Below are 23,972 nucleotides of genomic sequence, written 5' to 3' on the forward strand. Positions count from 1 at the left end.
TTTGCCGCTGGAGTCGGAACGCATATTCACGGATGATATGGCCTTTCAAGCGCCGGCGTAGCCGAGCGTTCTTCATATTTTTTGAGTATTTTCACTGTGGTTAGCCTTGTGGCAGCCACCTGGATGGGACGATGACTGCTCTGCGCCTTCCTTTTATTTTGATGCTCGCCGGCGTTCTTGGCCTGGCGGGTTGCAGCGTTCACCAACCGGTGTCGCTGTATCAGCTGGACAGCGGAAGTCCGGCTCAGCCTGCGCAAAGCGCGGGCATGGCGGTATTGCTTGGCCCGGTAACGGTTGCCGACTACCTGCAACGCGAAACCTTGTTGCAGCGTCAGCCCGATGGCAGCCTGCAAGCTTCGGTTGATGGTCGTTGGGCGGGTAGCCTGTCGTCCGACATCGATCAGTTGTTGCTGCGTCAGGTTGCCGGTCATCTGGACAGCCAGCGCGTTGTCCTGGCACCGGCAACACTGGGCTTCACGCCGGATGTTCAGGTTCTGCTGACGATCACGCGTCTGGACTCGGGTGCGTCGCAACCGGCGATCCTTGATGCGCAATGGCGCCTGATCGACCGTCGTGGTCAGGTGCGCGATAACCGCATCATTCATCTGCAGGAGCAGCACGCTGGCGGGACTGCGGCTCAGGTTCAGGCTCAGGGTGTGTTGCTGCAGCGTCTGGCCGAGCAGCTGTCGACGGCGCTCAAGCCGCTGGCCAACCAGCCGCCGATCGCTGAAGCGCCACGCAAGCAGGCTGCCAAGCCTGTGGCACCGGCAGCAGAGCCGGAGAAGCAACCGAAAATCCCGATGGCTTCGCCGATTCGCACGGATATGGAAGTGTTCAGGTTCTAAGCCTGGATGGATTCGAAACGAGGCCCGCGTAGATGCGGGCCTTGTTGTTTCTGCAGGTTGGAGATCTGCGGTGCTGCTGCCGGCCTCATCGCGGGCAAGCCCGCTCCCACAGGGATTTCTGTCGTACACAGGTTTTGTATTCGCAGAGGTCAATGTGGGAGCGGGCTTGCCCGCGATGGGGCCGGGACAGGCAACAAAAAGCCCAGATCAAAAGATCGCAGCCTTCGGCAGCTCCTACAAGGACCGTGTAGGCCGCGGCCTTGCAGGTGCATGCGAACTTTGTAGGAGCTGCCGAAGGCTGCGATCTTTTCAGACGGTCACCAAAAAGCCCGCAGGCGATCACTCATCTGCGGGCTTCTTTACAGCGGGGGCTAGCGTTTACGCCCGGCGTTCGTGCATCCGCGCCAGTTGCCGCTCCAGCATCGACGGATAGGGCTCCATCAAGCGCTCTACGCAGCACGCACCTTCAGGGCTTGCGATCGGCCGGATCCGGGCACGCTGGCGAATCAGCGCGTCGTCACTGATCTTGCGCTCAACCAGCAGCAGGTTGCGGCTGTGTTGCGACAGGGCCAGTGCATCCTGAGCTGTTTCAGTCAGCAGCAGATCAATCTGGCTCAAGCCGAACAGTTCGTCACCCAGCGTCAGACCCAGTTGCAGTTGCAGGGTGATGCCGCTGTCGGCGACTTCGATCTGCAACTGATGACCCAGGGCACGCAGCAACTCACCGCAGCAGATGGCGTTGGTCAGGTAGTCGTCGCCACTGTCTTCGTTGTGGAACAGCATCAGCGTGCTGCCATCGTTCAGGGTGTGCAGTTCGCTCTGGTAAAGCGACGCGGCCTGATCGAGGCAATCGCGGTAGCGTTTCAGCAGCTCTTCCAGACGTGCGCGGGGCAGGCGGCGCAATTGATCTTGCGCACCCAGTTGCACGGCCAGTACCGCGCTGTGCTGCGGCAGGTTCGATACCTTCGGCTTTACGACTGGTTTCGGCGCGCTATCTGCCGAATCATCACGCAGATCGGCAAACGGATCTTCGTCGTCCTCATCGTCTTCGACGGTGCTGACAGTGCGCCGCGGCGCAGGCTTGAGGCCGGCGACAGGCTTGGTTTCGTCAAAACTCGGATCGCGCAGGTTACGCACTTCGAAGCTCGGCTCGTTATCGTCGGCCTCTTCGTAATCGCTGTCGTCGTATTCAGGCTCCGGCGCGGGTTCCGGCTCGGCCGGCTCCGGTGCGAAATTGGCGTGCAGCTGACGGGCGAGGTCGCCGACCTCATCCTGGCGCTCGGTGGCCGGGGTGTATTCGTCGATATTGCGCAGCCACACCCGCAATTGCATCAGCGGTGTGGAGATATTGCGTCCCAGGCGCAGGCTCAAGGCCAGGGACAGCGCCAGCAGAATCGCACTCAGAATGCCCATGCTTTGCAGGCTGATGGTCATCGGTTGCTGGAACTGATCCATGTCCAGGCTGATGCGCAGTTGCCCGGCGGTCACGTCCTGAAAAGTGATCTTGCTCTGGTACATGCCCTCGGCTTCGCCCAAGAGGCTATGCTTGGGGCGCTGACCGGCTTCGGCGAGGATGCGGTTATCCACGCTATAAATGGCGGCGTGAGCCACCAGTTTGTTCTTGGTCAGGTTGTTGAGCAGCACGTTCAGGCTGAGGATGTCATTGGACACCAACAGTTCCGTGGCCGAGGTCGCGGTCTGGGTGGTCAGGCTTTCGCCCAGGGCATCCGCCTGCTCGTGCATGGCCTGCTTGAACTGCAAACCCATCACGCAGGCATAGATCACCAGGGCCAGAGCGACCAGGATCACGTTATGGCTGGCAATGCGCAATGCGATCGGTACACGGCGATGACGCAGTGCCCGGAAGATCAGCAGAAAGAAGTTATCGGTTTTTACTGGCGTGGGCCGGTTCACTTGAGCTCGGCTCTTTGTCCGTGAAGTTGACGCGCAGTATAGCGACAGGCCCTAGGCCGTCAAAGCGCTCGCGGTGCCCGATGGTCACTGAAAATGGGTAGAATGCGGTTTTTTTCCACCTGCGGGGGTGCGCCTTGCGCGAAATCGTCCTGATAAACATCACGGGAGTCGACCGTCCGGGTCTGACTGCGGCCATTACCGGCGTTCTGGCCCAGGGTGGTGTGAACATTCTCGACATCGGTCAGGCTGTGATCCACGACACCCTGTCGTTTGGCATCCTGGTTGAAATTCCCGATACCGAACAAGGTAACTCGGTGCTCAAGGACATCCTGTTCAAAGGCTATGAGCTTGAGCAACAGGTGCGTTTCACGCCGGTGTCCGAAGAGGATTACCAGCTGTGGGTCGGCAATCAGGGCAAGAAACGCCACATCGTCACCCTGCTGACCCGCAAAGTAACCGCCGAGCAATTGCAGCGTGTGAGTTCGATCACCGCCAAATATGGTTTGAATATCGACCATATCGATCGCCTGTCCGGGCGCATGCCTCTGGACACCCCGGCTGACAAGGGCAAGGGCTGCATCGAGTTTTCCGTGCGCGGCGAGGCGGCGGATCCGCAAGCGCTGCGGGCCGAATTCCTCAGCGTCGCTCAAGAATTGAACGTCGACATCGCCTTCCAGGAAGATTCGCTGTTCCGCCGTAACCGCCGTTTGGCGGTGTTCGACATGGACTCGACACTGATCGAAGCCGAAGTCATCGACGAACTGGCCAAGGCTGCTGGTGTGGGCGACCAGGTTTCTGCAATTACCGAGCGGGCGATGGCCGGCGAGCTGGACTTCCGCGCCAGCTTCAAGGAGCGCCTGGCCTTGCTGCAAGGTCTGGACGTCAGCGTGTTGGACTCCATCGGCGCCTCGCTGCGCCTGACCGAAGGCGCCGAAACCCTGTTCGCCGAACTCAAGCGTCTGGGCTACAAGACAGCGATTCTGTCGGGCGGTTTCACCTACTTCGCCAAGCAACTGCAGGCCAAGCTGGGCATCGACTACGTGTTCGCCAACGAACTGGCTGTGGTCGATGGCAAAGTTACTGGCGTGGCGGTCGAGCCGATTGTCGATGCGCAACGCAAGGCGGATCTGCTGCGTGAGCTGGCGCATAAGGAAGGCTTGCGTCTGGAGCAGACGATTGCCGTCGGTGACGGTGCCAACGACCTGCCGATGCTGGCGATTGCCGGGCTGGGCGTGGCGTTCCGTGCCAAGCCGCTGGTCAAGCAATCGGCGAAGCAGGCGATTTCCACCCTTGGGCTGGATGGCGTGCTGTATCTGCTGGGCTTCCGGGATCGCGACGGGCAGCTCTGAGTTTCAGGTTGTCTGGGCGGGCCTCTTCGCGGGCAAGCCCGCTCCCACAAGGATAGCGGAGACCCTGTGGGAGCGGGCTTGCCCGCGATTGGGCGCGCCGCGGCTTCGTGGATTCACGCTCAAAGCGACTTCCACAACGAATCAAACTCTTCCACTACCCCGACCACGCCGCTCCCCGCGGCGTTTTCGTTTCTGGCTGTCTCAAGCGAACGGTAGGCAAACTGATTGAAGCTGTTGGTGCTCGCCACTCGCCGCTCCAGCCCGGCCGGGCGTTCCTCGCCGTTGGTGTTGATCAACACCTTGTTGCCTTCCTGGAACGGCAGGCGCGGCGTGAGCAGGGTGGCCGGCAGGTCGATGGCGCTGATGGCGGGCAGTAACAGCCCGCGCAAGTACTGGCTGTGCTCGTCGTGGGAGCGTATCAGTTGCAGGCCGCAGGGTTCGGCGCAAGGCGCGACCTGCTCGATACCCATCTGCGTGCCGCCGCCCCGCACCTGGCGGATCCAGCGCACCACTGCAATGCTCCAGCCTTGACCGGCAGCATCCTCGATACCGACCATTTCGCCAGCCTGTAGCTCGGCGGGCACCGCGCCGGGCCAGGCCAGGCAATAGCCGCCAGGGCTGTGATTGATCACCGGCAGCGCATAGGTCGGGAAATGCTGCTGGCGGTCGGATGCCTCATGGCTCTCATCGTTTTGAAGGTGCGGGTATTCGATCTCTTCGTAGGGCAGCAGCGTATCCGCGGTGCCATGGGGGGCGGCGTCGAAGGCGTGGCGCCATTGGTCTTTGGCGCGACCTGTCGGGTCGGTCGCCGAGAACTGCGCGGGGCGGACACTGGGTTTCTTCAGGATGTCGTTGAACGAGCGTTGCCCGCCGAGATAAAAGTGCAATGCGCTCATGCCCACGCACAGGGTCAACGTGCCGTGGCCGACGGTGCGATGAAAGCTGCGCTCGGCGGCCTGGCCCCAGGCGGCATGCAGGTGTTGCAGCGTATCCAGATTCAGTCCCGCCGGAACGGGCAATGGCGATGCCTTATCGGCCGACTGTTGTAGATGGGTTTCGATGGCCGCGACCAGAGGTTGCGGGTCGATCCCCAGCAAGCTCTCCTGTTGTTCGGCGAGGAATTTGGAGCGGTAACGCGGCCCGATGTCGAGATCCGGGGCGATGGCAAACAGCCCGTTGTCCGGTTTGGCCGGTTGCAGCTTGATCCACTGGCTCCAGGGTTCGAGCACCTCGGCGAGCCGGGCGATCTGGTTCTGGCGCAGTTGATTGCAGCGTGAAGCACCCAGCAGGAGGGCGACGACGTAGGTTTGCTCGATGCTCAGGCTTTGCGTCTGACTGGCCATTTCATCACGCATGCTCAAATTTTGCAGCTGGAACTGACAGCCAATCCGGTACAGCTGATGTAACTCAAGCCACAGATTTTCGGGCACCGGGCAATAGAGTTCAGTGGCGCGGATCAACGCGCCGTTCAGGCAATGGATTGCCCGCTGCAATGCCTGGGTCAGCAGCGGTGCTCGGTCCTTGCTGAAGTGCGGTGCGTTGCGGATGACGATTTGCTTGTAGCCAATCGCCAAGTGGCTCTGCAACGCCTGACAAAGGTTGGCGATCTTGCGCGAGCGCTCGTCGAGCACAATGGCCTGATGCAGGAAATGCCGCTCCAGGTGCTTGCAGACGTAATACACCTCGGGCCGCAGCAGTTCGAGCAATTGCAGGCGATTGTCGCTGGGTGTGAGCAGTTGGTTGAGTTCGCTCAAGCCTTGATACAACTGGCGAGCGGTTTCGCCGATGTTGGCTTTGGGCAGGTTGGCGATCCAGCGCTTGAGGTCGCGAGGTGTGGCTTCGCAGAAAGACAGACGCGACAGCGTCGGGATCGGTGCGCGTAGCAGCAGGACAGGATTGGTCTCATTCATGCCGTAGACAAACTCCGACCGGGAAATGGGCAGTGAATGACTTGACTGTAGCAGCTATGAACGCTGGAGGGGATGTCGCGATATTTACGTCACGCTTGCCTTCGGCAGCTCCAGGGGGATGCGCCGCCCAAAAGAAATTCGGGCGGCGGGTCCGGGATCAGGCGGTTGGCAAGCCGATGCCCTGGCCCATCTCCACTGGCGAAAGGGCGCCCAGCCCTTCAGCCCATTTCACTTGATCCGGCCCGAACAGCACGACCGCCGTGGAGCCGAGCTTGAAGCGACCCAATTCCGCGCCTTTCTTCAGATGGATCGGCGCACGGGCGGCTTCGTCGTAGCGGAAGGTTTTCAGTTCGCGTTTTGGCGGCGTGATCAGCCCGGCCCAGACAGTTTCGATCGACGCCACAATCATCGCGCCCACCAGCACTACGGCCATCGGGCCACGTTCGGTATCGAAAATGCACGCCACACGCTCGTTGCGAGCGAACAGTTCCGGTACGTTTTCAGCGGTGGTCTGGTTGACCGAGAAGATGCGGCCGGGGATGTAGACCATCTCGCGCAGGGTGCCGGCCAGCGGCATGTGCACGCGGTGGTAATCCTTGGGCGAGAGGTAAATAGTGGCGAAATCACCGCCCATGAATGGCGCTGCGTTGGCTGCGTCACCACCGAGCAGTTCCAGCACGCTGAAGCTGTGGCCCTTGGCCTGGAAAACGCGACCGTGTTCGATCGGGCCGAGCTGGCTGACGGCACCGTCGGCCGGGCTGAGGATCGCGCCTGGGGTTTGGTCCAGCGGGCGAGCACCGTCTTTCAAGGCTCGAGTGAAGAACGCATTGAAGTGCTCGTAAGCCGTCAGGTCTTCGACCAGCGCCTGGGACATGTCCACTTGATAACGCTTGGCGAACCAGGCGGTTAAGGCGTTCTTGAACCAGCGCACGCGGCATTCGGCAATGCAGCCGGCCAGTCGCGAGAGCAAGTGGTGGGGCAGCAGGTATTGGCTGAGGATAAACAAACGCTTATTCATTAACTGTCCTTAAAAAACCTTAAATCTCTACGGGCGTGTCGGGATGGTTGCCCCATTCGCCCCAGGAGCCGGCGTAACCTTTGACTCGCGGATAACCGAGCGACTTGGCTACTAGATACGTGAAGCCAGAACGATGGTGAGTCTGGCAGTGGGTAATGACTTCTTTGTCTTTGGTGATACCGAGTTGTTCCAGGATTTTCGGCATGTCGGTGCGGATGCGCAGGTTGCGCGCCTGATCCATGCCGGCTGTCCACTCGAAATTGACCGCGCCGGGAATGTGCCCGCCCTTGGCTGCCAGCACTTTCTCGCCGGAGTATTCCAGCGGCCCGCGCGCGTCCCAGATCGCCAGATCGGCGGCACCGAGACGGCTTTGCAGGTATTCGCGGGTGGCGATGGGTTCGTCGTGCAGGGTCAGGGCGACCGGGCCACCGATCGCTGGCGGGATCTGGATCGACATTGGCAAACCTTCTGCCAGCCAGGCCGGCAGGCCGCCATCGATATAGTGATACTTGCTGTGGCCGATGACATCCAGCAGCCAGATAAAGCGACCGGCCCAACCGCCGCCTTCGTCGTCATAGACGACGTAGACCGCATCGGGGTTGTGGCCCAGTTCGCCGAACAATGCTTCAAGCGCGGCCTGGGTCGGCAGCAGGCCTGGCGCAGGCGCCTGACCCAATTGAGTACGTTTTGGATCGACAAAGCGTGCCCCGGGGATATGCCCTGCGGCATAGCGGGCGCTGCTGGTCAGGTCCACCAGAATCAGTTCGCGGGAGTCGAGACGCGGGAGCAGGTCGCTCGGCTCGATCACCAGCGCCAAGCCAGAGAAGTCAGACATGTGAGGTCTCCAGAGCACAAAGGGGAGGATTGTAGCGCAGCGTCATGAGGGCCTGTTATCAGTTATTTCGGCACAGGAAATAACTGAAAACAGTTAAGCCGTAATGCGATCTGTAGCAGCTGCCGCGTTCGGCTGTAGCAGCTGTCGAGCCCCAGCGAGGCTGCGTTCGGCTGCGAAGCAGTCGTCAAATCAGAGCGTGCGGTGCATCAGGCAGATCGCGTCAGCCAGATTCACGACTGCTTCGCAGCCGAACGCAGCCTCGCTGGGGCTCGACAGCTGCTACACCGGCATCAGCCCCTAGCGGTGGCTAAAGCTGTGCAGGGCCTTTTCGATGCATTGCGCGGTTTTGCCGAATGCTTGCACGGTAATTTCCGAGAACGGCCCGCCGCCCTGATCCACCACCACGATCATGATCACCCGACCGTTGTTGACCAGGGAACGCAACAGCAGGTGTTCACCACTGAACTGTTTACGCAGGCTGGCCGGCAGCAGGGCCGAGAATTGTGCGTTGTTGGCTGGCGTCAGACGCACCTGAGCCTGTTGCGCGAGCAGGCGCTGCAGCACGGTGCTTTGGCTGACCACCAGGTTCAGGCCGGCCACTTCTTTGGGCAACCCGGCAGTTTGGTGCACGCGCAGATTAGCGTGAGTACGGTCGGCCATCAGAATCATCACCCGCCGCATGCCACACGCCACCAGGGCGTCTCGGGCCGATGTGGTCAAGTGCATGGCATTGGTAAAACGGCTCGGCTCCACCAGCAATTCGGCGCATTGCTTGCGCCACTTCGCCAGGTCTTCTGCGGTCGGCGCCGGGGCCGGCAGCAAACCACCGTGAACACGGTTCATGCCCGACGGCCAGATCAGCGCTTCAGCCGGGTGCCAGAGGTCTGGCATGGCGTGGTGGCGGGCACTGTTAACGGCCTGTTGGTGCAATTGTTGTTGCACCTCATCCATCGGCATTTGCAAGTAAAGGCTGGCCAGGTACTGCCAGCGTTCACAGTGCGGACTGTCCCAGGCCTGTTGTGCCGACAACGCCAGACCATTGGCCAGCAGCACGGTATTGGCGGGCTGATTGAGCCAACGCCGTAGCGTCGGATCGTCATCGAGACGGTTCTGTTGGCGTAGCGGGTGATCGCTGTCACGCGCGATGCGCAGGACTTTCACCAGCTCGCGTTGTTCGCTCCGCAGCAGCCGATAACCCTGCTGCACCCAGATTGGCAAACGCCAGACATCCACCAACGCCAGACAGATTTCCAGCAAGCGCACGCCGAATAATTGCTTTTCTACTTTGCGCGCCGACTCACCTTTATGGATGACCCGCAGCTCCCATTCTTCTAGCAACTGCGGATGGGTCAACGCCATGGGCCACAGTGGCGAAAGAAACAGCAGGCTGCCCCAGTGGATGTCCTGCCACAACCGCGCCAGGCGACCGGCAAAAAAACCATTGGCCTGTTGGGTGGCGTGCTGGCTGATCAACTGAAGCTGGCGCAGGGCAACAGGAATCTGCGATTGAGGTTCGGCAGGCAAACGATCGAGCAATTCTTCAGTGCGTTTCAAACCAAGGCGATTGATCGCCACCTCAAGGTTTTCAGCCGGCGTACTCATGCTGCCATGGGTATGGCGATTAGCTTCGCGAATTACGCTCAAGGCAAGAGCCGGGCTGTCCTGCATCAGTTCGGCGATGTCTCGCAGCGAGCTGCGGTTATCGCGGATGGCTTTACAGACTTGGTCATGACTGGCTTGCGGAACCGGCAGGCGTACGCCATCCAGAAGCTTGACCCAGCCTTCGAGCGTGGTTGGTTTTGGTGTTGGGACGTTCGTTTCGTTAGCCATGGCTGGACGCGATCATTGTCTGCATTACCTGTGCCCGGAGCGGGCTAATTTAGCTTTTCGATTGAACTGGCTATAGTCTGGCGCAGTTTTGCCGATAAGGAGAAGAAGAGATTTTTTAACTTCCGAATATGACCTTGAACCCGACTCAGTAAGTGCTCTCCTACCTATGGCTAAAATTATCGGCATCATCGTCGTATTCGCGAGCGTGCTCGGCGGATACGTGCTTTCCCACGGCAAGATTGCCGCCCTCATCCAGCCTTTCGAGGTGATGATTATCGGTGGCGCGGCCCTTGGTGCATTCCTGCAGGCCAACCCCGGTCATATGACGATGCACGTGCTCAAGAAGTCCTTGGGCATGTTCAGTTCGCGTTTCAACCACACCTTCTACCTGGAAGTGCTGGGGCTGATTTACGAGATTCTTAACAAGAGCCGCCGAGAAGGCATGATGGCGATCGAAGGCGACATCGAAGATGCCGCTGCGAGCCCGATCTTCGCCAAGTATCCGGCAGTCCTGAAAGATGACCGCATGACTGCGTACATCTGCGATTACCTGCGCATCATGTCCTCCGGCAACATGGCTCCCCATGAGCTCGAAGGCTTGTTCGACATGGAACTGACCAGCCTCAAGGAAGACCTGGACCACCCCTCCCACGCAGTCAACGGCATCGCCGATGCCATGCCGGGTTTCGGTATCGTTGCGGCGGTATTGGGTATCGTGGTGACCATGGCTTCCCTGGGTGAAAGCGACCAGAAAATGATTGGCTTGCACGTAGGTGCCGCACTGGTAGGTACCTTCTTCGGTATTCTCGCCGCCTACGGCTTCTTTGGTCCGCTGGCCCATGCCCTGGCCCACGACGCCAAGGAAGAACTGAACGTGTACGAAGCCATCAAGGCCTCGCTGGTGGCTTCGGCTTCTGGCATGCCGCCATCGCTGGCAGTGGAATTCGGTCGCAAGGTTCTGTACCCGGCGCACCGTCCTAGCTTCGCTGAGCTGGAACAAGCGGTTCGCGGTCGCTAAGTCATGGAAAATAACCAGCCGATAATCATCAAGCGCGTCAAAAAGTACGCGGGCGGGCATCACGGGGGCTCCTGGAAAATCGCCTTCGCGGACTTTGCAACGGCGATGATGGCGTTCTTCCTGGTGCTCTGGCTGTTGTCCACGGCAACGCCAGAACAGAAGATCGCCATTGCCGGTTACTTCAAGGACCCGGTCGGTTTTTCCGAAAGCGGTACGCCGTACATCATCGATCTGGGCGGCTCGCCGACCCTGGCACCGGAGAACACCCTCAACCCCGAGGTGAAATCCCAGCCTCAGCCAGACAAGGTGACTATCGACTCCGAACAGGTCGAAGGCATGGCCGAGCAGGTCGAGAAGGAACGCCTGGAATTGCTGCTGCAAGAGTTGCAGAACAAGGTCGAAGAAAACCCGCAGTTGCAGAAGTTCAAGGACCAGATTCTCTTCGAGATCACTCAGGACGGTTTGCGCATCCAGATCGTGGACGCCGAGAACCGCCCGATGTTCGACTCCGGCAGTGCGCGTCTGAAGCCGTATTTCGAAGACATCCTGCTGGCCATGGCCGACACCATCAAGGCGGTGCCGAACAAGATCAGTATCAGCGGCCACACCGATGCCAAGCCGTACTCGGGCACCGGCGACTTCGGCAACTGGGAACTTTCGGCCAACCGCGCCAACGCGGCTCGCCGTGCACTGGTCGCCGGCAGTTATCCGGACGCTCAGGTTGCGCGGGTCGTCGGTTACGCTTCGTCGGCATTGTTCGATCGGGAGAACCCGTTCAACCCGGTCAACCGCCGCATCGACATCGTGGTGCTGACCAAAAAAGCCCAAAAGGCCATTGAAGGTTCGCAAGGGGCCGAACCGGCGCCAGCGCCGACGCAAGGGCAGGGTGGCCCGGGCGAAGTGCCCGCACCGCCAGCCGATCCGAACGCATTGCCGGCGGATAAGGAACCGCTGCCGGCTCATGAACTTCGGGAGCGTTTGAATCTGTTTGATGCTCCTGCGCCGAAACCGGGTGATCCGCCCAAGCAGTGATCTATGAAAAAGCCGCGATCATCGCGGCTTTTTTGCGTCTGTCAGAAACCGCGTCGGATGCGGTTCTTGAGTTGGTCGTGGAACAGGTCTGCATTTCCTTTGTAGATGCCGCGAACCGACTCACTGATCGATTCCAGTCCTATCGAGCGTTTGGTTATCACCTCCTCACGATAAGCATCAATGAAAAAATTGATGTCTGTATCGCCGCTCAGTTTCGGCCATTTGTCGAGGTACAACGGTAAAGCGCTGGGGCCAATCTGGTACGAGCAGATGCGGCGATTGCTGATGGTTGCTTCTCCGATTTCGAACGGCACCCACCAGGATTGTGCGGTGTTCTCCGAAATCACGGCGAGCAAGTGCGTGCACGCGGTGATGTTGCGGGTGATGACCCCGGTGATGTCGTCAGTGGTCTGTGATTCCGGATCCAGCACGTCGAAGTACGTCTTGATGTTGGCCTGAATAAGACGGGAGTTGATGGCGATGGCGTGGGGCCGATCGCTATGGCGGTAGCTGATAAACACAGGCATCAGAAATGTCCCTTGATCGCGAGTTCGCGGTAATAGGCGCCGAGGGCGGTGAGGCGGCAACCGGTGGAATGGAGGGCGGCGTAGTACATGTGTTCGGCGTCCACCGGTTCGATCAGGCTATGGCGATTGCACTTTTGCAGTTGGGCGAAGACTTCGCCGTGCTCCGGGTCGAACGTGGCTTCGGTAGGTTCGTAGCTGGGGTCGAGGGCGAACATTGATTCCGCCTCTTCGAACCAGTCGGGCAGTTTGCGCAGAATCTCTTTGGGGATCAGTGGCGAGACTTCTCGCAATGAAATGAACTGCGACACATTGGTCTTGAACACCGGGCGCTGTTCCCACGCGTCGAGAGCGTTGTCGACGAATGAATAGAGGCTGCCGGGGGTAATCTTTCCCAATATGTTTGCGGTGCCGCCGTGCAGGGCTTGCAGCAACAGCCCCGTGAAGACGCCGTGGTTGGCGCCTTCCATCGCAGGCTCTTCCTTTTTGCACGCGGTGAGGATGGTCATGCCTTCGCACACCATGCTGCTTTCGCTGCGTAGCGCCCGCACTTCGCCCGCCGAGCCCGCCTGGCAGCAGTCGAGAATAATTACTTTGTTTTTGATTTTTACGGCTTTGGTCGCCCAATTCAGGATGTCGCTGATGCGAATTCCATCCTTGGCGGATTTGTAGTCCTGGGGTATCAGCATGCCTTCGTCCGTATCAACGTCGAAGTTGCCGTGACCGGCGAAGTACAGCAGTGCAACGCTGCAATCGCCTGAAAACAATTCCTGGATATGCCCTTCGAGCTTTTCGCGGTTCAGATAATCTTCGGCGGAGGTCAGGACCAGGTTCTTGAAGTTCGGATCGCCATTGGCGTCGGTTTTCAGCACCGAAGCCATGGCCATCGCGTCGTTGTTGCAACCACTCAATTGCGAAACATGGCTGTAGTTATTAATGCCGATGAACAGTCCCTTGCGCATGCTTCAGCCCGCCGCGTGAGTGCGAATGGCACTGATGATGCTGTTGGTGTTCCACGCACACTCCGCGTGCGCCGCCCGGCGTACCACCGTGGAAATCCGCTCCGCACCAAACGGCTTGACCGCGATAATCACCTTGTTCATGCGTTTGGCGATCTCGATTTCCTTGTTGATCCACTTGCTGTAGGTCGAATACATCCCCGCCATGATCAGCACTGCCGAGCAGAGCCGAATCTTGTTTTCGATGGCTTCTTCAAGTTGTTTGTCGGTTTTCGCGCCGATGATCGGATTGTCCGGTGGCACCGAAAAATTCTTGAACGTGAAGTCGGGCTTCGCGTTGAGCAGGCGAACCAGATTGTCGTGGGCGTCTGAGTAGTTCCACGAGTGACTGATGAACAAATGATAGGTTTGCATGGCTGTCCCTCGGTATCGCCTGAAATGCGATGAGGGCTCGAATGTATGCACTTGAGTGGCCGCAACAAGGCTTTGGCGGTTAAAGAGACGCGTCCTTCAGGCAGGCGCGAAGAAGCCTTACAGAGAGGTCTGACGTTTAATTGAGGGAGTTTTTGTAGGACACCACGAACGACCTACCGCCCCGTAATAGTCAGGGGCGGTTGGCACGTCTGTTTAATAGCTGCTTTCAGGCAAACTGGCGATGATCGAGCGGTAGCTGTTCATCCGTTGCTGTTGCACGCGACCCTCTTCCAGGGCCTTGAGCAGGGCGCAACCCGGCTCGCGGTCGTGCTTGCAATCGCGGAAGCGACAGGTGCCGATCAGGTCGTTGAACTCGATGAAGCCGGCTTCGACGTCGGCACGGCTGACGTGACCCAGGCCGAATTCCCGAATACCCGGGGAGTCGATCAGCTCACCGCCACCGGGGAAGTGGAACAACCGCGCAGTGGTGGTGGTATGGGTGCCCTGGCCCGACAGCTCGGACAGCGGGCCGACGCGGGTGTCGACTTCCGGCAGCAGGCTGTTGACCAGCGACGACTTGCCGACACCGGACTGACCGACGAATACGCTGATGTGCCCGTCCAGCTGCTTCTGCAACTGCTCCATGCCATTGCCGTGGTGGGCCGACACTTCCAGCACCGGGTAACCCAGCGTGCGGTAAACCGCCAGCAAGGCATTCAGCGCCGGGGCGTTCTGCTCGTCGATCAGGTCGAATTTGTTCAGCAGCAGCAACGGCCGAATACCGGCATGTTCCGCAGCGACCAGATAACGGTCGATGAGGTTGGCGTGAGGCTCGGGCAGCGGCGCGAAGACGATAACGATCAGGTCGACGTTAGCCGCCACCGGCTTGAGCTGGCCCCGGCTGTCGGGACGGCAGAGCTCGGTCTTGCGTGGCAGTTGCGCCACGATCACGCCGATGCCCTGGTTGCCGGCACGCCACACAACCTGATCGCCGGTTACCAGCGCTGGCAGGTTGGCGCGCAAATGGCAGCGGAACACCTGGCCGGCCAATTCGCCATCGAGCGCCTCGACTTCGACCTGCACACCGAAGTGCGCGATCACCAGGCCCGTCTGTTCCGGACCCAGGTCGCCGCCTTCGAGTGCCTCGACAGCCGAGGACTCGCGTTTGGCGGCGCGGGCAGCGCGCTCGCCCTGAATCTTTTCGATGCGCCAGTTTTGACGACGATTGAGTTGGCGTTTGGCCATGGGTGTTCCGTATCGAGAATGCAGCGATTAGGTAAAACGGCCGCGAGTTTAGCACGCCCGGTGGCCTCCCTAGGCTAAACTGCGCACCTACGCCGAGGAGCCGACTCATGCAAAACCCGCTGAACCTGATCTGGATCGACCTGGAAATGACCGGTCTGAACCCTGATACCGACGTCATCATCGAGATGGCCACTATCGTCACCGACAGTAATTTGAACACCTTGGCCGAAGGTCCGGTGATCGCCATCCACCACAGCGACGAGATCCTCGCTGGCATGGACGAGTGGAATACCCGTCAGCACGGCGGCTCCGGGCTGACCCAACGGGTTCGCGACAGCCGTATCAGCATGGCCGAAGCAGAAGCCGAGACCATCGCCTTCCTGGAAAAATGGGTGCCAAAGGGCAAGTCGCCGATCTGTGGCAATAGCATCTGCCAGGACCGTCGCTTCCTTTATACCCACATGAAGTCGCTGGAAAGCTACTTCCACTACCGCAACCTCGACGTGTCGACCCTTAAAGAGCTGGCCGCGCGCTGGGCACCGGATGTACGCGACAGCTTCAAAAAGGGCAGCACCCACCTGGCCCTGGACGACATCCGCGAATCGATCGCCGAGCTGCAGCACTACCGCAAGAATTTCATCAAGTTCTGATTGGGTGGTCGCGGGCCATTGTGGCGAGGGGGCTTGTCGGAACGCCGCACCGCCCCGTTCGGCTGCGCAGCAGTCGCAAACCGGTCGGTCGCGGTATGCCTGACAAAACATGGTGTCTGGTTTTGGGGCCGCTACGCGACCCAACGGGGGCAAGCCCCCTCGCCACAGATCTGCGCGAATGCTTCGGCGCCCTCTTTTGGTGCTTCGGTGAAGTGAGTAGACTGCGCGCCTTCTTGTAAGGACCGCCACCATGTTGCTGATGCTCTACCTGATCGCCATTACTGCCGAAGCCATGACTGGCGCCCTGTCTGCGGGCCGTCGCGGCATGGACTGGTTTGGCGTGGTGCTGATTGCGTGCGTCACCGCGCTGGGCGGCGGTTCGGTGCGTGACGTGCTGCTGGGCCACTACCCGCTGACCTGGGTCAAACACCCGGAATACCTGGTGCTGACCTCCGTCGCGGCGATGCTGACGATCTTCATCGCTCGCTGGATGCGCCACCTGCGTTCGCTGTTTTTGGTGCTTGATGCCGTGGGCTTGGTGGCGTTCACCCTGATCGGCTGCATGACTGCCCTGGAAATGGGCCATGGCATGCTGGTGGCCTCGGTCAGCGGCGTGATCACCGGCGTGTTTGGCGGTATTTTGCGGGACATCTTCTGCAACGACATTCCGCTGATCTTCCGCCGCGAGCTCTACGCCAGCGTCTCGTTTGCCGCAGCGTGGTGTTATCTGCTTTGCATCTACCTGCAATTACCCGGTGAACAGGCGATCCTGATCACCCTGTTTGGCGGTTTCCTGCTGCGCCTGCTGGCGATCCGTTTTCACTGGGAAATGCCCAAGTTCGTTTATAACGACGAAGCTTGACACGGTCCCTGTAGCAGCTGCCGAAGGCTGCGTTCGAGGCCGCAGGACTCGCTTTGCGGAATGACGACTGCTGCGCAGCCGAACGCAGCCTTCGGCAGCTGCTACAGGAGGCCGTGTTGTTTCAAGGCCCACTCGACATGCTCGCGCACCAGCTCCGACGGATAGTCCCGCCGTGCCTTCAGCGCTTCCAGCACCGGAATGCTCGACGGTGCATTGCCCAAGCCCACTGCCAGATTGCGCAACCAACGCTCGTAACCCGCGCGTCTGAGCGGTGAGCCTTCGGTACTGCTGAGGAACTTCTCTTCGTCCCACATGAACAGTTCGGCCAGTTCGGCGTTGTCCAGGTTATGCCGGGGTTTGAAATCGCTTTCGCCGGAAGGCCGGGCGAAGCGGTTCCACGGGCAGACGATCTGGCAGTCATCGCAACCGAACACCCGGTTACCGATCAATGGCCGCAAATCTTCAGGAATCGCACTTTTCAGTTCGATGGTCAGGTACGAAATGCAGCGTCGGGCGTCGAGTACATACGGACCGACGAAGGCGTTGGTCGGGCAGATGTCCAGACAGGCGGTGCAGCGACCGCAGTGTTCGGTGGCGTGGGGCGGGTCGACCGGCAGTGGCAGGTCGACGAACAGTTCGCTGAGGAAGAAGTAGCTGCCGGCCTTGCGATTCAAGACCAGGGTGTTTTTGCCGATCCAGCCAAGGCCAGCCTGTTCCGCGATGGCTTTTTCCAGCACCGGGGCGCTGTCGACAAAGGCGCGGTAGCCGAACGGACCGATCACTGCCTGAATTTTTTCCGCCAGTTGTTGCACGCGTTTACGGATCAATTTGTGGTAATCGCGGCCCAAGGCATAACGCGAGACGTAGGCTTTTTCCGGTTCGGCCAGGCGTTTGGCCATTTCGGTGTCGCCCGGCAGGTAGTCCATGCGCAGGGAAACGACGCGAAGCGTGCCGGGCACCAGCTCTTCCGGGTGCGAACGTTTGCTGCCATGGGCGCCCATGTATTCCATTTCGCCGTGGTAGCCGGCTTCGAGCCAGCGCTCCAGGTGCTGCTCATGCTCGGCCAGGTCGAGGCCGCTGATGCCGACTTGCTGAAAGCCCAGCTCGCGGCCCCAGTCCTTGATGGATTGGGCGAGGGCGGGCAGGTCTGTAGTAATAGCGGGCATGAGGCGAGAGAAACCGGAGCTGAGGTGCGTATAATTCTGCCAGACATCGGAGCCTGAAGACGCATGCCGCACACTAAAGATGAATTACCCGACGCGCTGTATAGCGCCGCGCAAGTCCGAGGGCTCGATGCGAGCCTGATTGCGGCCGGTACACCGGGCTTCGAATTGATGCAGCGTGCGGCGCGGGCGACCTGGCGCGCGCTGGTCCGTCATTGGCCGAAGGCGCACGAATTGAGCGTGGTAGCCGGCCACGGCAATAACGCAGGCGACGGTTACCTGGTGGCCGTGCTGGCCCGACGTGCCGGCTGGCACGTGCGGGTGCTGGCCGCCGGTGATCCCGGGCGTTTGCAGGGCGATGCCGCATCGGCCCATGCCGAGGCAGTAGCCGAAGGCGTCGCCATTCAAGACTGGAGCGCGCACTGCGAATTACGCGGCATTGTGCTGGATGCCTTGCTCGGCACCGGCCTGACCGGTGAAGTGCGCGAGCCATACGCCAGTGTCATTGCCGCGATCAACGCCAGTGGGCTACCGGTTGCAGCGGTGGATATCCCTTCGGGGCTGTGCGCCGATACGGGCCGCATACTTGGCGTTGCGGTTCGAGCCGACCTGACGGTGACGTTCATCGGTTTGAAGCTGGGTCTGTTCACCGGTGACGCTGCGGATGTGGTTGGCGATTTGGTATTCAATGATCTGCTAGCCGCCCCTGAGACGTTTATCGGGGCCACGGTCAGCGCTCGTCGCCTGACGGCCGGTAATGTGCCGCGTCTGACCGGTCGCGCTCCAACGTCCCACAAAGGCAAATTTGGCCACGTATTGCTGATCGGCGGTGATCGCGGTTTTGGCGGCGCCATCCTGCTCGGTGCACAAAGTGCTTTGCGCAGCGGCGCCGGCATGGTGTCTGTGGCTACCCGAAACGAACATGTTCCAGCCGCCTTGGCCCGTTTGCCAGAAGCGATGGTGCTCGGCACTTCGTCGGCCAATCAATTGATGGGGCTGCTTGAGAAGGTCACGGTGCTGGTCGTCGGCCCGGGGCTGGGGAAGGCCGCCTGGGGGCGCAGTCTGTTGTCGGCCGCGGCCAATGCGCCGCTGCCGCAAGTCTGGGACGCCGATGCGTTGAACCTGTTGGCCGAAGGTGGCGTGAGTTTGCCCGCAGGTTGTGTTATCACGCCGCACCCTGGCGAGGCGGCGCGATTACTGGGGGTATCAACGGCCGAAGTTCAGGCCGATCGTCCAGCCGCTGCCCATGCATTGAGCAAAAAATATACAGCGGTGGTGATCCTCAAGGGCGCTGGCAGTTTGATCGCCAGCCCCGACGGGCGTCTGGCGTTGTGTCATCAGGGCCATCCGGCCATGGCATCTGCCGGTTTGGGCGATGTGCTGGCCGGTCTGGTCGGTGCCTTGCTCGCCCAGGGCATGGACGCGTACGACGCGGCGTGCCTGGCGGTCTGGCTGCACGCCAATGCCGGCGCGCAACAAGGTGAATTCGGCCGTGGGCTGGCGGCCAGTGATCTGATTCCAGCCATTCGTCAGTTGTTGGAGGAGCAAGCACCGTGTCTGAAGTAACCCTGTACCTGGCTGATGAAGAGGCGATGACCGCGTTTGGTGCGCGCATCGCACAAACCACTGAAGGGCACGGTCTGATTTTTCTCGAGGGAGATCTGGGAGCGGGGAAAACCACGCTGTCCCGGGGCATCATCCGGGGCTTGGGGCATACAGGCGCGGTAAAAAGTCCGACCTTCACCCTGGTCGAGCCTTACGAGATTGGGGAGGTCCGCGCCTTCCATTTCGACCTGTATCGACTGGTCGATCCGGAGGAGCTGGAGTACCTCGGCATCCGCGACTATTTCGAAGACGATGCACTGTGCCTGATTGAATGGCCCCGGAACGGTGCAGGCTTTTTGCCAAAGCCCGACCTGACCATTACCATTAGCCCGCAAGACAGCGGGCGTTCGCTGAAAATTTTGCCCCAGGGCTCGCGTGGCGAGTTGTGGTGTGCCGCTTTGGCATTGGAATCCAATTAAATGATGGGGTTAGGTATGCGCTTTCGCGCGTTGGTTGCTGCCGTAGGATTGTTGTTTTTGGCGGTGACCGTCGACGCTATGGCCGAGACGAAGGTCAACAGTGTTCGCCTGTGGCGGGCGCCGGACAACACGCGACTGGTGTTCGACCTGACAGGGCCCGTCCAGCACAGTGTCTTTACCCTGTCCTCCCCGGACCGGCTGGTGATCGACATCAATGGCGCATCTTTGGGGTCGCCGCTGAACGTCAATACCTCGAATACTCCGATCACCGCAATGCGCTCGGCTCAACGTACGCCGACCGACCTGCGAGTGGTCATCGACCTGAAAAAGGCCGTCACGCCGAAAAGTTTTACCTTGGCGCCCAACGCCCAATACGGTAACCGCTTGGTGGTCGACCTGTTCGATAACGCCGCCGATGCCGCACCAATTCCTGTACCAACTAACGTCGTGACCGTGGCTCCGGTGCCGGTCACTCCGGTAGATCCGCCGGTCAAGCTGCCGCCCGCGCCGGCCGGCAAGCGCGACATCATTGTGGTGATCGATGCCGGCCACGGTGGCGAAGACCCGGGTGCCTCGGGCTCTCGCGGTCAGCGTGAAAAAGACGTGGTGCTGGCGATCGCCCGTGAGCTGCAGCGTCAGGTCAACGGTATGAAAGGCTTCCGCGCCGAACTGACGCGTACCGGCGACTACTTCATTCCGTTGCGCGGCCGTACCGAAATCGCCCGCAAGAAGGGCGCTGATCTATTCGTTTCGATCCACGCCGACGCTGCACCATCGGCTGCCGCGTTCGGTGCGTCGGTGTTCGCTTTGTCTGACCGTGGCGCTACGTCGGAGACCGCCCGTTGGCTGGCCGACAGCGAAAACCGTTCCGACCTGATCGGTGGTGCCGGCAACGTCAGCCTCGATGACAAGGACCGCATGCTGGCCGGCGTGCTGCTCGATTTATCGATGACCGCTTCCCTGACATCCAGCCTGAACGTTGGCCAGAAAGTCTTGAGCAACATCGGTCGCGTCACGCCGCTGCACAAGCAGCGCGTGGAGCAAGCCGGGTTCATGGTGCTGAAGTCGCCTGACATCCCGTCGATTCTGGTGGAAACCGGTTTTATCTCCAACGCCAACGAAGCTTCCAAGCTTGCCGCAGCGAACCACCAGCAGGCGCTGGCGCGTTCTATCAGCAGCGGTGTGCGGCAGTTCTTCCAGCAGAATCCACCGCCGGGCACCTACATTGCCTGGCTGCGCGATTCCGGCAAAATCGCTCAAGGTCCACGTGACCATCGGGTGAGCCCGGGTGAGACGTTGGCGATGATCGCCGTGCGTTACCAAGTGTCTCCGGCCACCTTGCGCAACGCCAACAACCTCAAGAGCGACGAGCTGAAGATTGGTCAGACATTGACCATTCCCGGCACAGAACTGGCGGCCAAAGAATGAACCAGGTGCTGACCAACACTGCGCGCATCGAGCTGCTCAGCCCGCGGCTGGCGAACCAGATTGCCGCCGGTGAAGTGGTTGAGCGCCCGGCCTCGGTGATCAAGGAGTTGCTGGAAAACAGCCTCGACTCCGGCGCCAAACGCATCGATGTCGATGTGGAGCAGGGCGGCGTCAAGCTGCTGCGGGTACGCGACGATGGCAGCGGCATTTCTGCCGATGACCTGCCCCTGGCCCTGGCTCGTCACGCCACCAGCAAGATTCGCAATCTGGAAGATCTCGAACAGGTCATGAGCCTGGGCTTTCGCGGTGAGGCGCTGGCCTCCATCAGCTCCGTGGCGCGTCTGACCCTGACGTCCCGCACTCGCGATGCCGATCAGGCCTGGCAGGTGGAAACCGAAGGTCGGGACATGGCGCCTCGCGTGCAACCAGCGGCCCATCCGGTGGGGACTTCGGTGGAAGTGCGCGATTTGTTCTTCAACACCCCGGCGCGCCGCAAATTCCTCAAGACCGAAAAAACCGAATTCGATCACCTGCAAGAAGTGATCAAGCGTCTGGCGCTGGCGCGGTTCGATGTGGCGTTCCATCTGCGCCACAACGGCAAAACCATCCTCAGCCTGCACGAAGCCCACGATGACGCGGCCCGCGCCCGGCGTGTGGCGGCGATCTGCGGGGCGGGCTTTCTGGAGCAGGCGCTGCCGATCGAAATCGAGCGCAACGGCCTGCACTTGTGGGGTTGGGTCGGGTTGCCGACCTTCAACCGCAGCCAGGCAGACTTGCAATATTTCTTTGTGAATGGCCGTGCGGTGCGCGACAAGCTGGTGGCCCACGCAGTGCGCCAGGCTTATCGCGATGTGCTGTTCAACGGTCGGCACCCGACGTTCGTGCTGTTTTTCGAAGTCGATCCGGCGGGTGTCGACGTCAACGTGCACCCGACCAAGCACGAAGTGCGCTTCCGTGACGGGCGCATGGTTCACGATTTCCTCTATGGCACCTTGCACCGCGCTCTCGGCGATGTGCGGCCGGAAGATCATCTGGCCGCGCCTGTCGCGACGGCCATTGTCCGGCCCACCGGCCTCGACGCCGGTGAGTTCGGTCCGCAGGGCGAAATGCGTCTGGCGGCCAATGCGCTTCTGGAACAGCCTCAGGCCCAACCTTCCTTTAATACGACGGCGGGCTCCGGCGCTGGTGCCGGTTATCAGTATCAGTACACGCCGCGACCTCAGTCCGGCGTACCCGTTGCCGAAGCACAGGCGGCCTACCGTGAGTTCTTCGCGCCGTTGCCCGAAGCCAATGCGGTAGCGCTCCCGGCCGGCCAGGACGACATTCCGCCGCTGGGTTACGCATTGGCGCAGCTCAAGGGCATCTATATTCTTTCGGAAAACGCCCAAGGCCTGGTGCTGGTGGACATGCATGCCGCCCATGAGCGGATCATGTATGAGCGCCTGAAAGTCGCGATGGCCAGCGAAGGCCTGAGTGGTCAGCCGCTGTTGGTGCCGGAGTCCCTGGCGGTCAGTCAGCGCGAAGCCGATTGCGCCGAAGAACATGTCGCGTGGTTCCAGCGGCTGGGCTTTGAGTTGCAGCGTCTTGGCCCGGAGTCGCTGGCGATCCGGCAAATCCCCGCGCTGCTGAAACAGGCTGAAGCCAACCGATTGGTCAGCGACGTTCTGGCGGATTTGATGGAATACGGCACCAGCGACCGGATTCAGGCGCACCTGAACGAACTGCTCGGCACCATGGCCTGCCACGGCGCGATTCGCGCGAATCGACGTCTGGCCTTGCCGGAAATGAACGGTCTGCTGCGGGACATGGAAAACACCGAACGCAGCGGTCAATGCAACCATGGCCGACCGACCTGGACCCAATTGGGCCTGGACGATCTGGACAAACTGTTTTTGCGCGGTCGTTGATGAGCCAGCTCCCTCCTGCGATTTTCCTGATGGGGCCGACGGCTGCCGGCAAGACCGACCTGGCCATCGAACTCACCAAGGTTCTGCCCTGCGAGCTGATCAGCGTCGATTCGGCACTGGTTTACCGTGGCATGGACATTGGCACCGCCAAGCCTTCCAAAGAAATTCTGGCCGAATTCCCGCATCGCTTGATCGATATTCTCGACCCGGCCGAGAGTTATTCCGCTGCGGATTTTCGTCGCGATGCGCTTGAGGCCATGGCCGAGATCACCGCGCGGGGCAAAATTCCGCTGCTGGTAGGCGGCACAATGCTCTACTACAAGGCTTTGCTCGAAGGTCTGGCCGACATGCCGGCGGCTGATCCGGACGTGCGCGCGCAAATCGAAGAAGAGGCTGCACGCCTTGGCTGGCAAGCCCTGCACGATCAATTGGCAGTCATCGATCCGCAATCCGCAGCGCGAATTCATCCGAACGATCCACAGCGTCTCAGTCGTGCACTGGAAGTTTTTCGCGTCAGTGGTCAGAGCATGACTGAGCTACGCTTGCGACAATCTGCGCAAAGTACTGAAGCAGCCGCTTCGGGACTGCAACAATTGCCCTATACTGTCGCGAACTTGGCCATCGCTCCGGCAAATCGCCAGGTACTGCACGAGCGCATTAAACAAAGATTCACAAATATGTTGGAACAGGGATTCATCGACGAGGTCGTAGCCCTGCGAGATAGAGGTGACCTGCATTCGGGGATGCCGTCTATACGTGCTGTAGGCTATCGACAAGTCTGGGATTACCTGGATGGCAAGCTGACGCAAGCCGAGATGCAGGAGCGTGGAATCATTGCCACGCGCCAATTGGCAAAGCGCCAGTTCACCTGGCTGCGCAGTTGGGCTGATTTACACTGGTTGGACAGCCTCGATTGCGACAATCTGCCGCGCGCCTTGAAATACCTCGGGACCATCTCCATATTGAGCTGAGTCCTTGCAATTGCCGTCTATCCTTGGGGGTGTGACGGCCCCAAGCCATCTGTTTACCTATTTTTTATATTGAA

21 protein-coding genes are annotated in these 23,972 nt (G+C 60.4%); 11 read left to right on the top strand and 10 right to left on the bottom strand.

What is annotated here, in order from left to right:
* Positions 1–131: 131 nt before the first annotated feature.
* Entirely contained in the window at positions 132–845 is a 714-nt protein-coding gene (locus KGB18_RS20950) for a membrane integrity-associated transporter subunit PqiC (RefSeq protein WP_123721507.1), read from the top strand.
* A gap of 378 nt (positions 846–1,223) precedes the next feature.
* Here the strand turns inward: KGB18_RS20950 and KGB18_RS20955 are convergent, their stop codons facing one another.
* The gene (locus KGB18_RS20955; protein WP_052965970.1) at positions 1,224–2,759 is read right to left on the bottom strand and encodes an AhpA/YtjB family protein; all 1,536 of its coding nucleotides are present in this window, start codon (positions 2,757–2,759) and stop codon (positions 1,224–1,226) included.
* 134 nt (positions 2,760–2,893) lie between these two features.
* Between KGB18_RS20955 and serB the strand changes: the two genes are divergently transcribed.
* The gene (gene serB, locus KGB18_RS20960; RefSeq protein ID WP_052965968.1) at positions 2,894–4,108 is read left to right on the top strand and encodes a phosphoserine phosphatase SerB; all 1,215 of its coding nucleotides are present in this window, start codon (positions 2,894–2,896) and stop codon (positions 4,106–4,108) included.
* A 119-nt stretch (positions 4,109–4,227) separates the two neighbouring features.
* Here the strand turns inward: serB and KGB18_RS20965 are convergent, their stop codons facing one another.
* From KGB18_RS20965 to KGB18_RS20980, 4 genes are all read right to left on the bottom strand, one after another.
* A complete protein-coding gene (locus tag KGB18_RS20965) occupies positions 4,228–6,018 on the bottom strand; it encodes a molecular chaperone (RefSeq protein WP_123721506.1) in 1,791 nt (596 codons plus the stop codon).
* Positions 6,019–6,175: 157 nt separating this feature from the next.
* A complete protein-coding gene (gene asd / locus KGB18_RS20970; RefSeq protein ID WP_223570413.1) occupies positions 6,176–7,036 on the bottom strand; it encodes an archaetidylserine decarboxylase in 861 nt (286 codons plus the stop codon).
* Between the two features lie 19 nt (positions 7,037–7,055).
* Positions 7,056–7,871: a rhodanese-like domain-containing protein gene (locus KGB18_RS20975; RefSeq protein WP_123721504.1), complete on the bottom strand. Its 816-nt coding sequence runs from the start codon at positions 7,869–7,871 to the stop codon at positions 7,056–7,058.
* Between the two features lie 297 nt (positions 7,872–8,168).
* Positions 8,169–9,701, bottom strand: coding sequence for an HDOD domain-containing protein (locus KGB18_RS20980; RefSeq protein WP_123721503.1), 1,533 nt, complete (start codon positions 9,699–9,701; stop codon positions 8,169–8,171).
* Between the two features lie 166 nt (positions 9,702–9,867).
* Between KGB18_RS20980 and motA the strand changes: the two genes are divergently transcribed.
* Positions 9,868–10,719 carry a flagellar motor stator protein MotA gene (gene motA / locus KGB18_RS20985; RefSeq protein WP_052965961.1) on the top strand — a complete coding sequence of 284 codons (852 nt, stop codon included), beginning with the start codon at positions 9,868–9,870 and terminating at the stop codon, positions 10,717–10,719.
* A 3-nt stretch (positions 10,720–10,722) separates the two neighbouring features.
* Complete coding sequence (motB, locus tag KGB18_RS20990; protein WP_223570414.1) at positions 10,723–11,751, top strand: flagellar motor protein MotB; 1,029 nt, start codon at positions 10,723–10,725, stop codon at positions 11,749–11,751.
* A gap of 41 nt (positions 11,752–11,792) precedes the next feature.
* Here motB and KGB18_RS20995 read toward each other — a convergent pair whose 3' ends face one another.
* From KGB18_RS20995 to rsgA, 4 genes are all read right to left on the bottom strand, one after another.
* Entirely contained in the window at positions 11,793–12,278 is a 486-nt protein-coding gene (locus tag KGB18_RS20995; protein WP_201062705.1) for a toll/interleukin-1 receptor domain-containing protein, read from the bottom strand.
* Complete coding sequence (locus tag KGB18_RS21000; protein ID WP_223570415.1) at positions 12,278–13,237, bottom strand: caspase domain-containing protein; 960 nt, start codon at positions 13,235–13,237, stop codon at positions 12,278–12,280. Before KGB18_RS21000 ends, KGB18_RS20995 begins: the two co-directional genes overlap by 1 nt.
* Positions 13,238–13,240: 3 nt before the next feature.
* The gene (locus tag KGB18_RS21005; RefSeq protein WP_123721499.1) at positions 13,241–13,648 is read right to left on the bottom strand and encodes a TIR domain-containing protein; all 408 of its coding nucleotides are present in this window, start codon (positions 13,646–13,648) and stop codon (positions 13,241–13,243) included.
* A gap of 213 nt (positions 13,649–13,861) precedes the next feature.
* A complete protein-coding gene (rsgA, locus tag KGB18_RS21010; RefSeq protein ID WP_007902636.1) occupies positions 13,862–14,893 on the bottom strand; it encodes a small ribosomal subunit biogenesis GTPase RsgA in 1,032 nt (343 codons plus the stop codon).
* 107 nt (positions 14,894–15,000) lie between these two features.
* On the opposite strand from rsgA, the gene orn reads away from it, so the two are divergent.
* Both orn and KGB18_RS21020 read left to right on the top strand, forming a co-directional pair.
* The gene (orn, locus tag KGB18_RS21015) at positions 15,001–15,543 is read left to right on the top strand and encodes an oligoribonuclease (protein WP_008068863.1); all 543 of its coding nucleotides are present in this window, start codon (positions 15,001–15,003) and stop codon (positions 15,541–15,543) included.
* A gap of 250 nt (positions 15,544–15,793) precedes the next feature.
* On the top strand, positions 15,794–16,405 hold the full coding sequence (locus KGB18_RS21020; protein WP_030128339.1) for a trimeric intracellular cation channel family protein: 612 nt from the start codon (positions 15,794–15,796) through the stop codon (positions 16,403–16,405).
* Between the two features lie 101 nt (positions 16,406–16,506).
* On the opposite strand, the gene queG is transcribed toward KGB18_RS21020, so the two are convergent.
* Complete coding sequence (gene queG / locus KGB18_RS21025) at positions 16,507–17,571, bottom strand: tRNA epoxyqueuosine(34) reductase QueG (RefSeq protein ID WP_223570416.1); 1,065 nt, start codon at positions 17,569–17,571, stop codon at positions 16,507–16,509.
* 63 nt (positions 17,572–17,634) lie between these two features.
* Between queG and KGB18_RS21030 the strand changes: the two genes are divergently transcribed.
* From KGB18_RS21030 to miaA, 5 genes are read left to right on the top strand one after another with little or no spacing between them, the layout of a single operon-like run.
* Positions 17,635–19,134: an NAD(P)H-hydrate dehydratase gene (locus tag KGB18_RS21030; RefSeq protein ID WP_223570417.1), complete on the top strand. Its 1,500-nt coding sequence runs from the start codon at positions 17,635–17,637 to the stop codon at positions 19,132–19,134.
* Positions 19,122–19,592 (top strand): tRNA (adenosine(37)-N6)-threonylcarbamoyltransferase complex ATPase subunit type 1 TsaE, encoded by a 471-nt coding sequence (gene tsaE / locus KGB18_RS21035; RefSeq protein WP_038978707.1) that lies wholly within the window; start codon positions 19,122–19,124, stop codon positions 19,590–19,592. The genes KGB18_RS21030 and tsaE overlap by 13 nt, the downstream gene beginning before the upstream one ends.
* Positions 19,593–21,020 carry an N-acetylmuramoyl-L-alanine amidase gene (locus KGB18_RS21040; protein WP_317850981.1) on the top strand — a complete coding sequence of 476 codons (1,428 nt, stop codon included), beginning with the start codon at positions 19,593–19,595 and terminating at the stop codon, positions 21,018–21,020.
* On the top strand, positions 21,017–22,927 hold the full coding sequence (mutL, locus tag KGB18_RS21045; RefSeq protein WP_123721495.1) for a DNA mismatch repair endonuclease MutL: 1,911 nt from the start codon (positions 21,017–21,019) through the stop codon (positions 22,925–22,927). Before KGB18_RS21040 ends, mutL begins: the two co-directional genes overlap by 4 nt.
* Positions 22,927–23,898 carry a tRNA (adenosine(37)-N6)-dimethylallyltransferase MiaA gene (gene miaA / locus KGB18_RS21050; RefSeq protein WP_123721494.1) on the top strand — a complete coding sequence of 324 codons (972 nt, stop codon included), beginning with the start codon at positions 22,927–22,929 and terminating at the stop codon, positions 23,896–23,898. Before mutL ends, miaA begins: the two co-directional genes overlap by 1 nt.
* Positions 23,899–23,972: the final 74 nt, after the last annotated feature.

Source organism: Pseudomonas sp. BF-R-26 (assembly GCF_019947395.1).
Classification (GTDB): domain Bacteria; phylum Pseudomonadota; class Gammaproteobacteria; order Pseudomonadales; family Pseudomonadaceae; genus Aquipseudomonas; species Aquipseudomonas farris.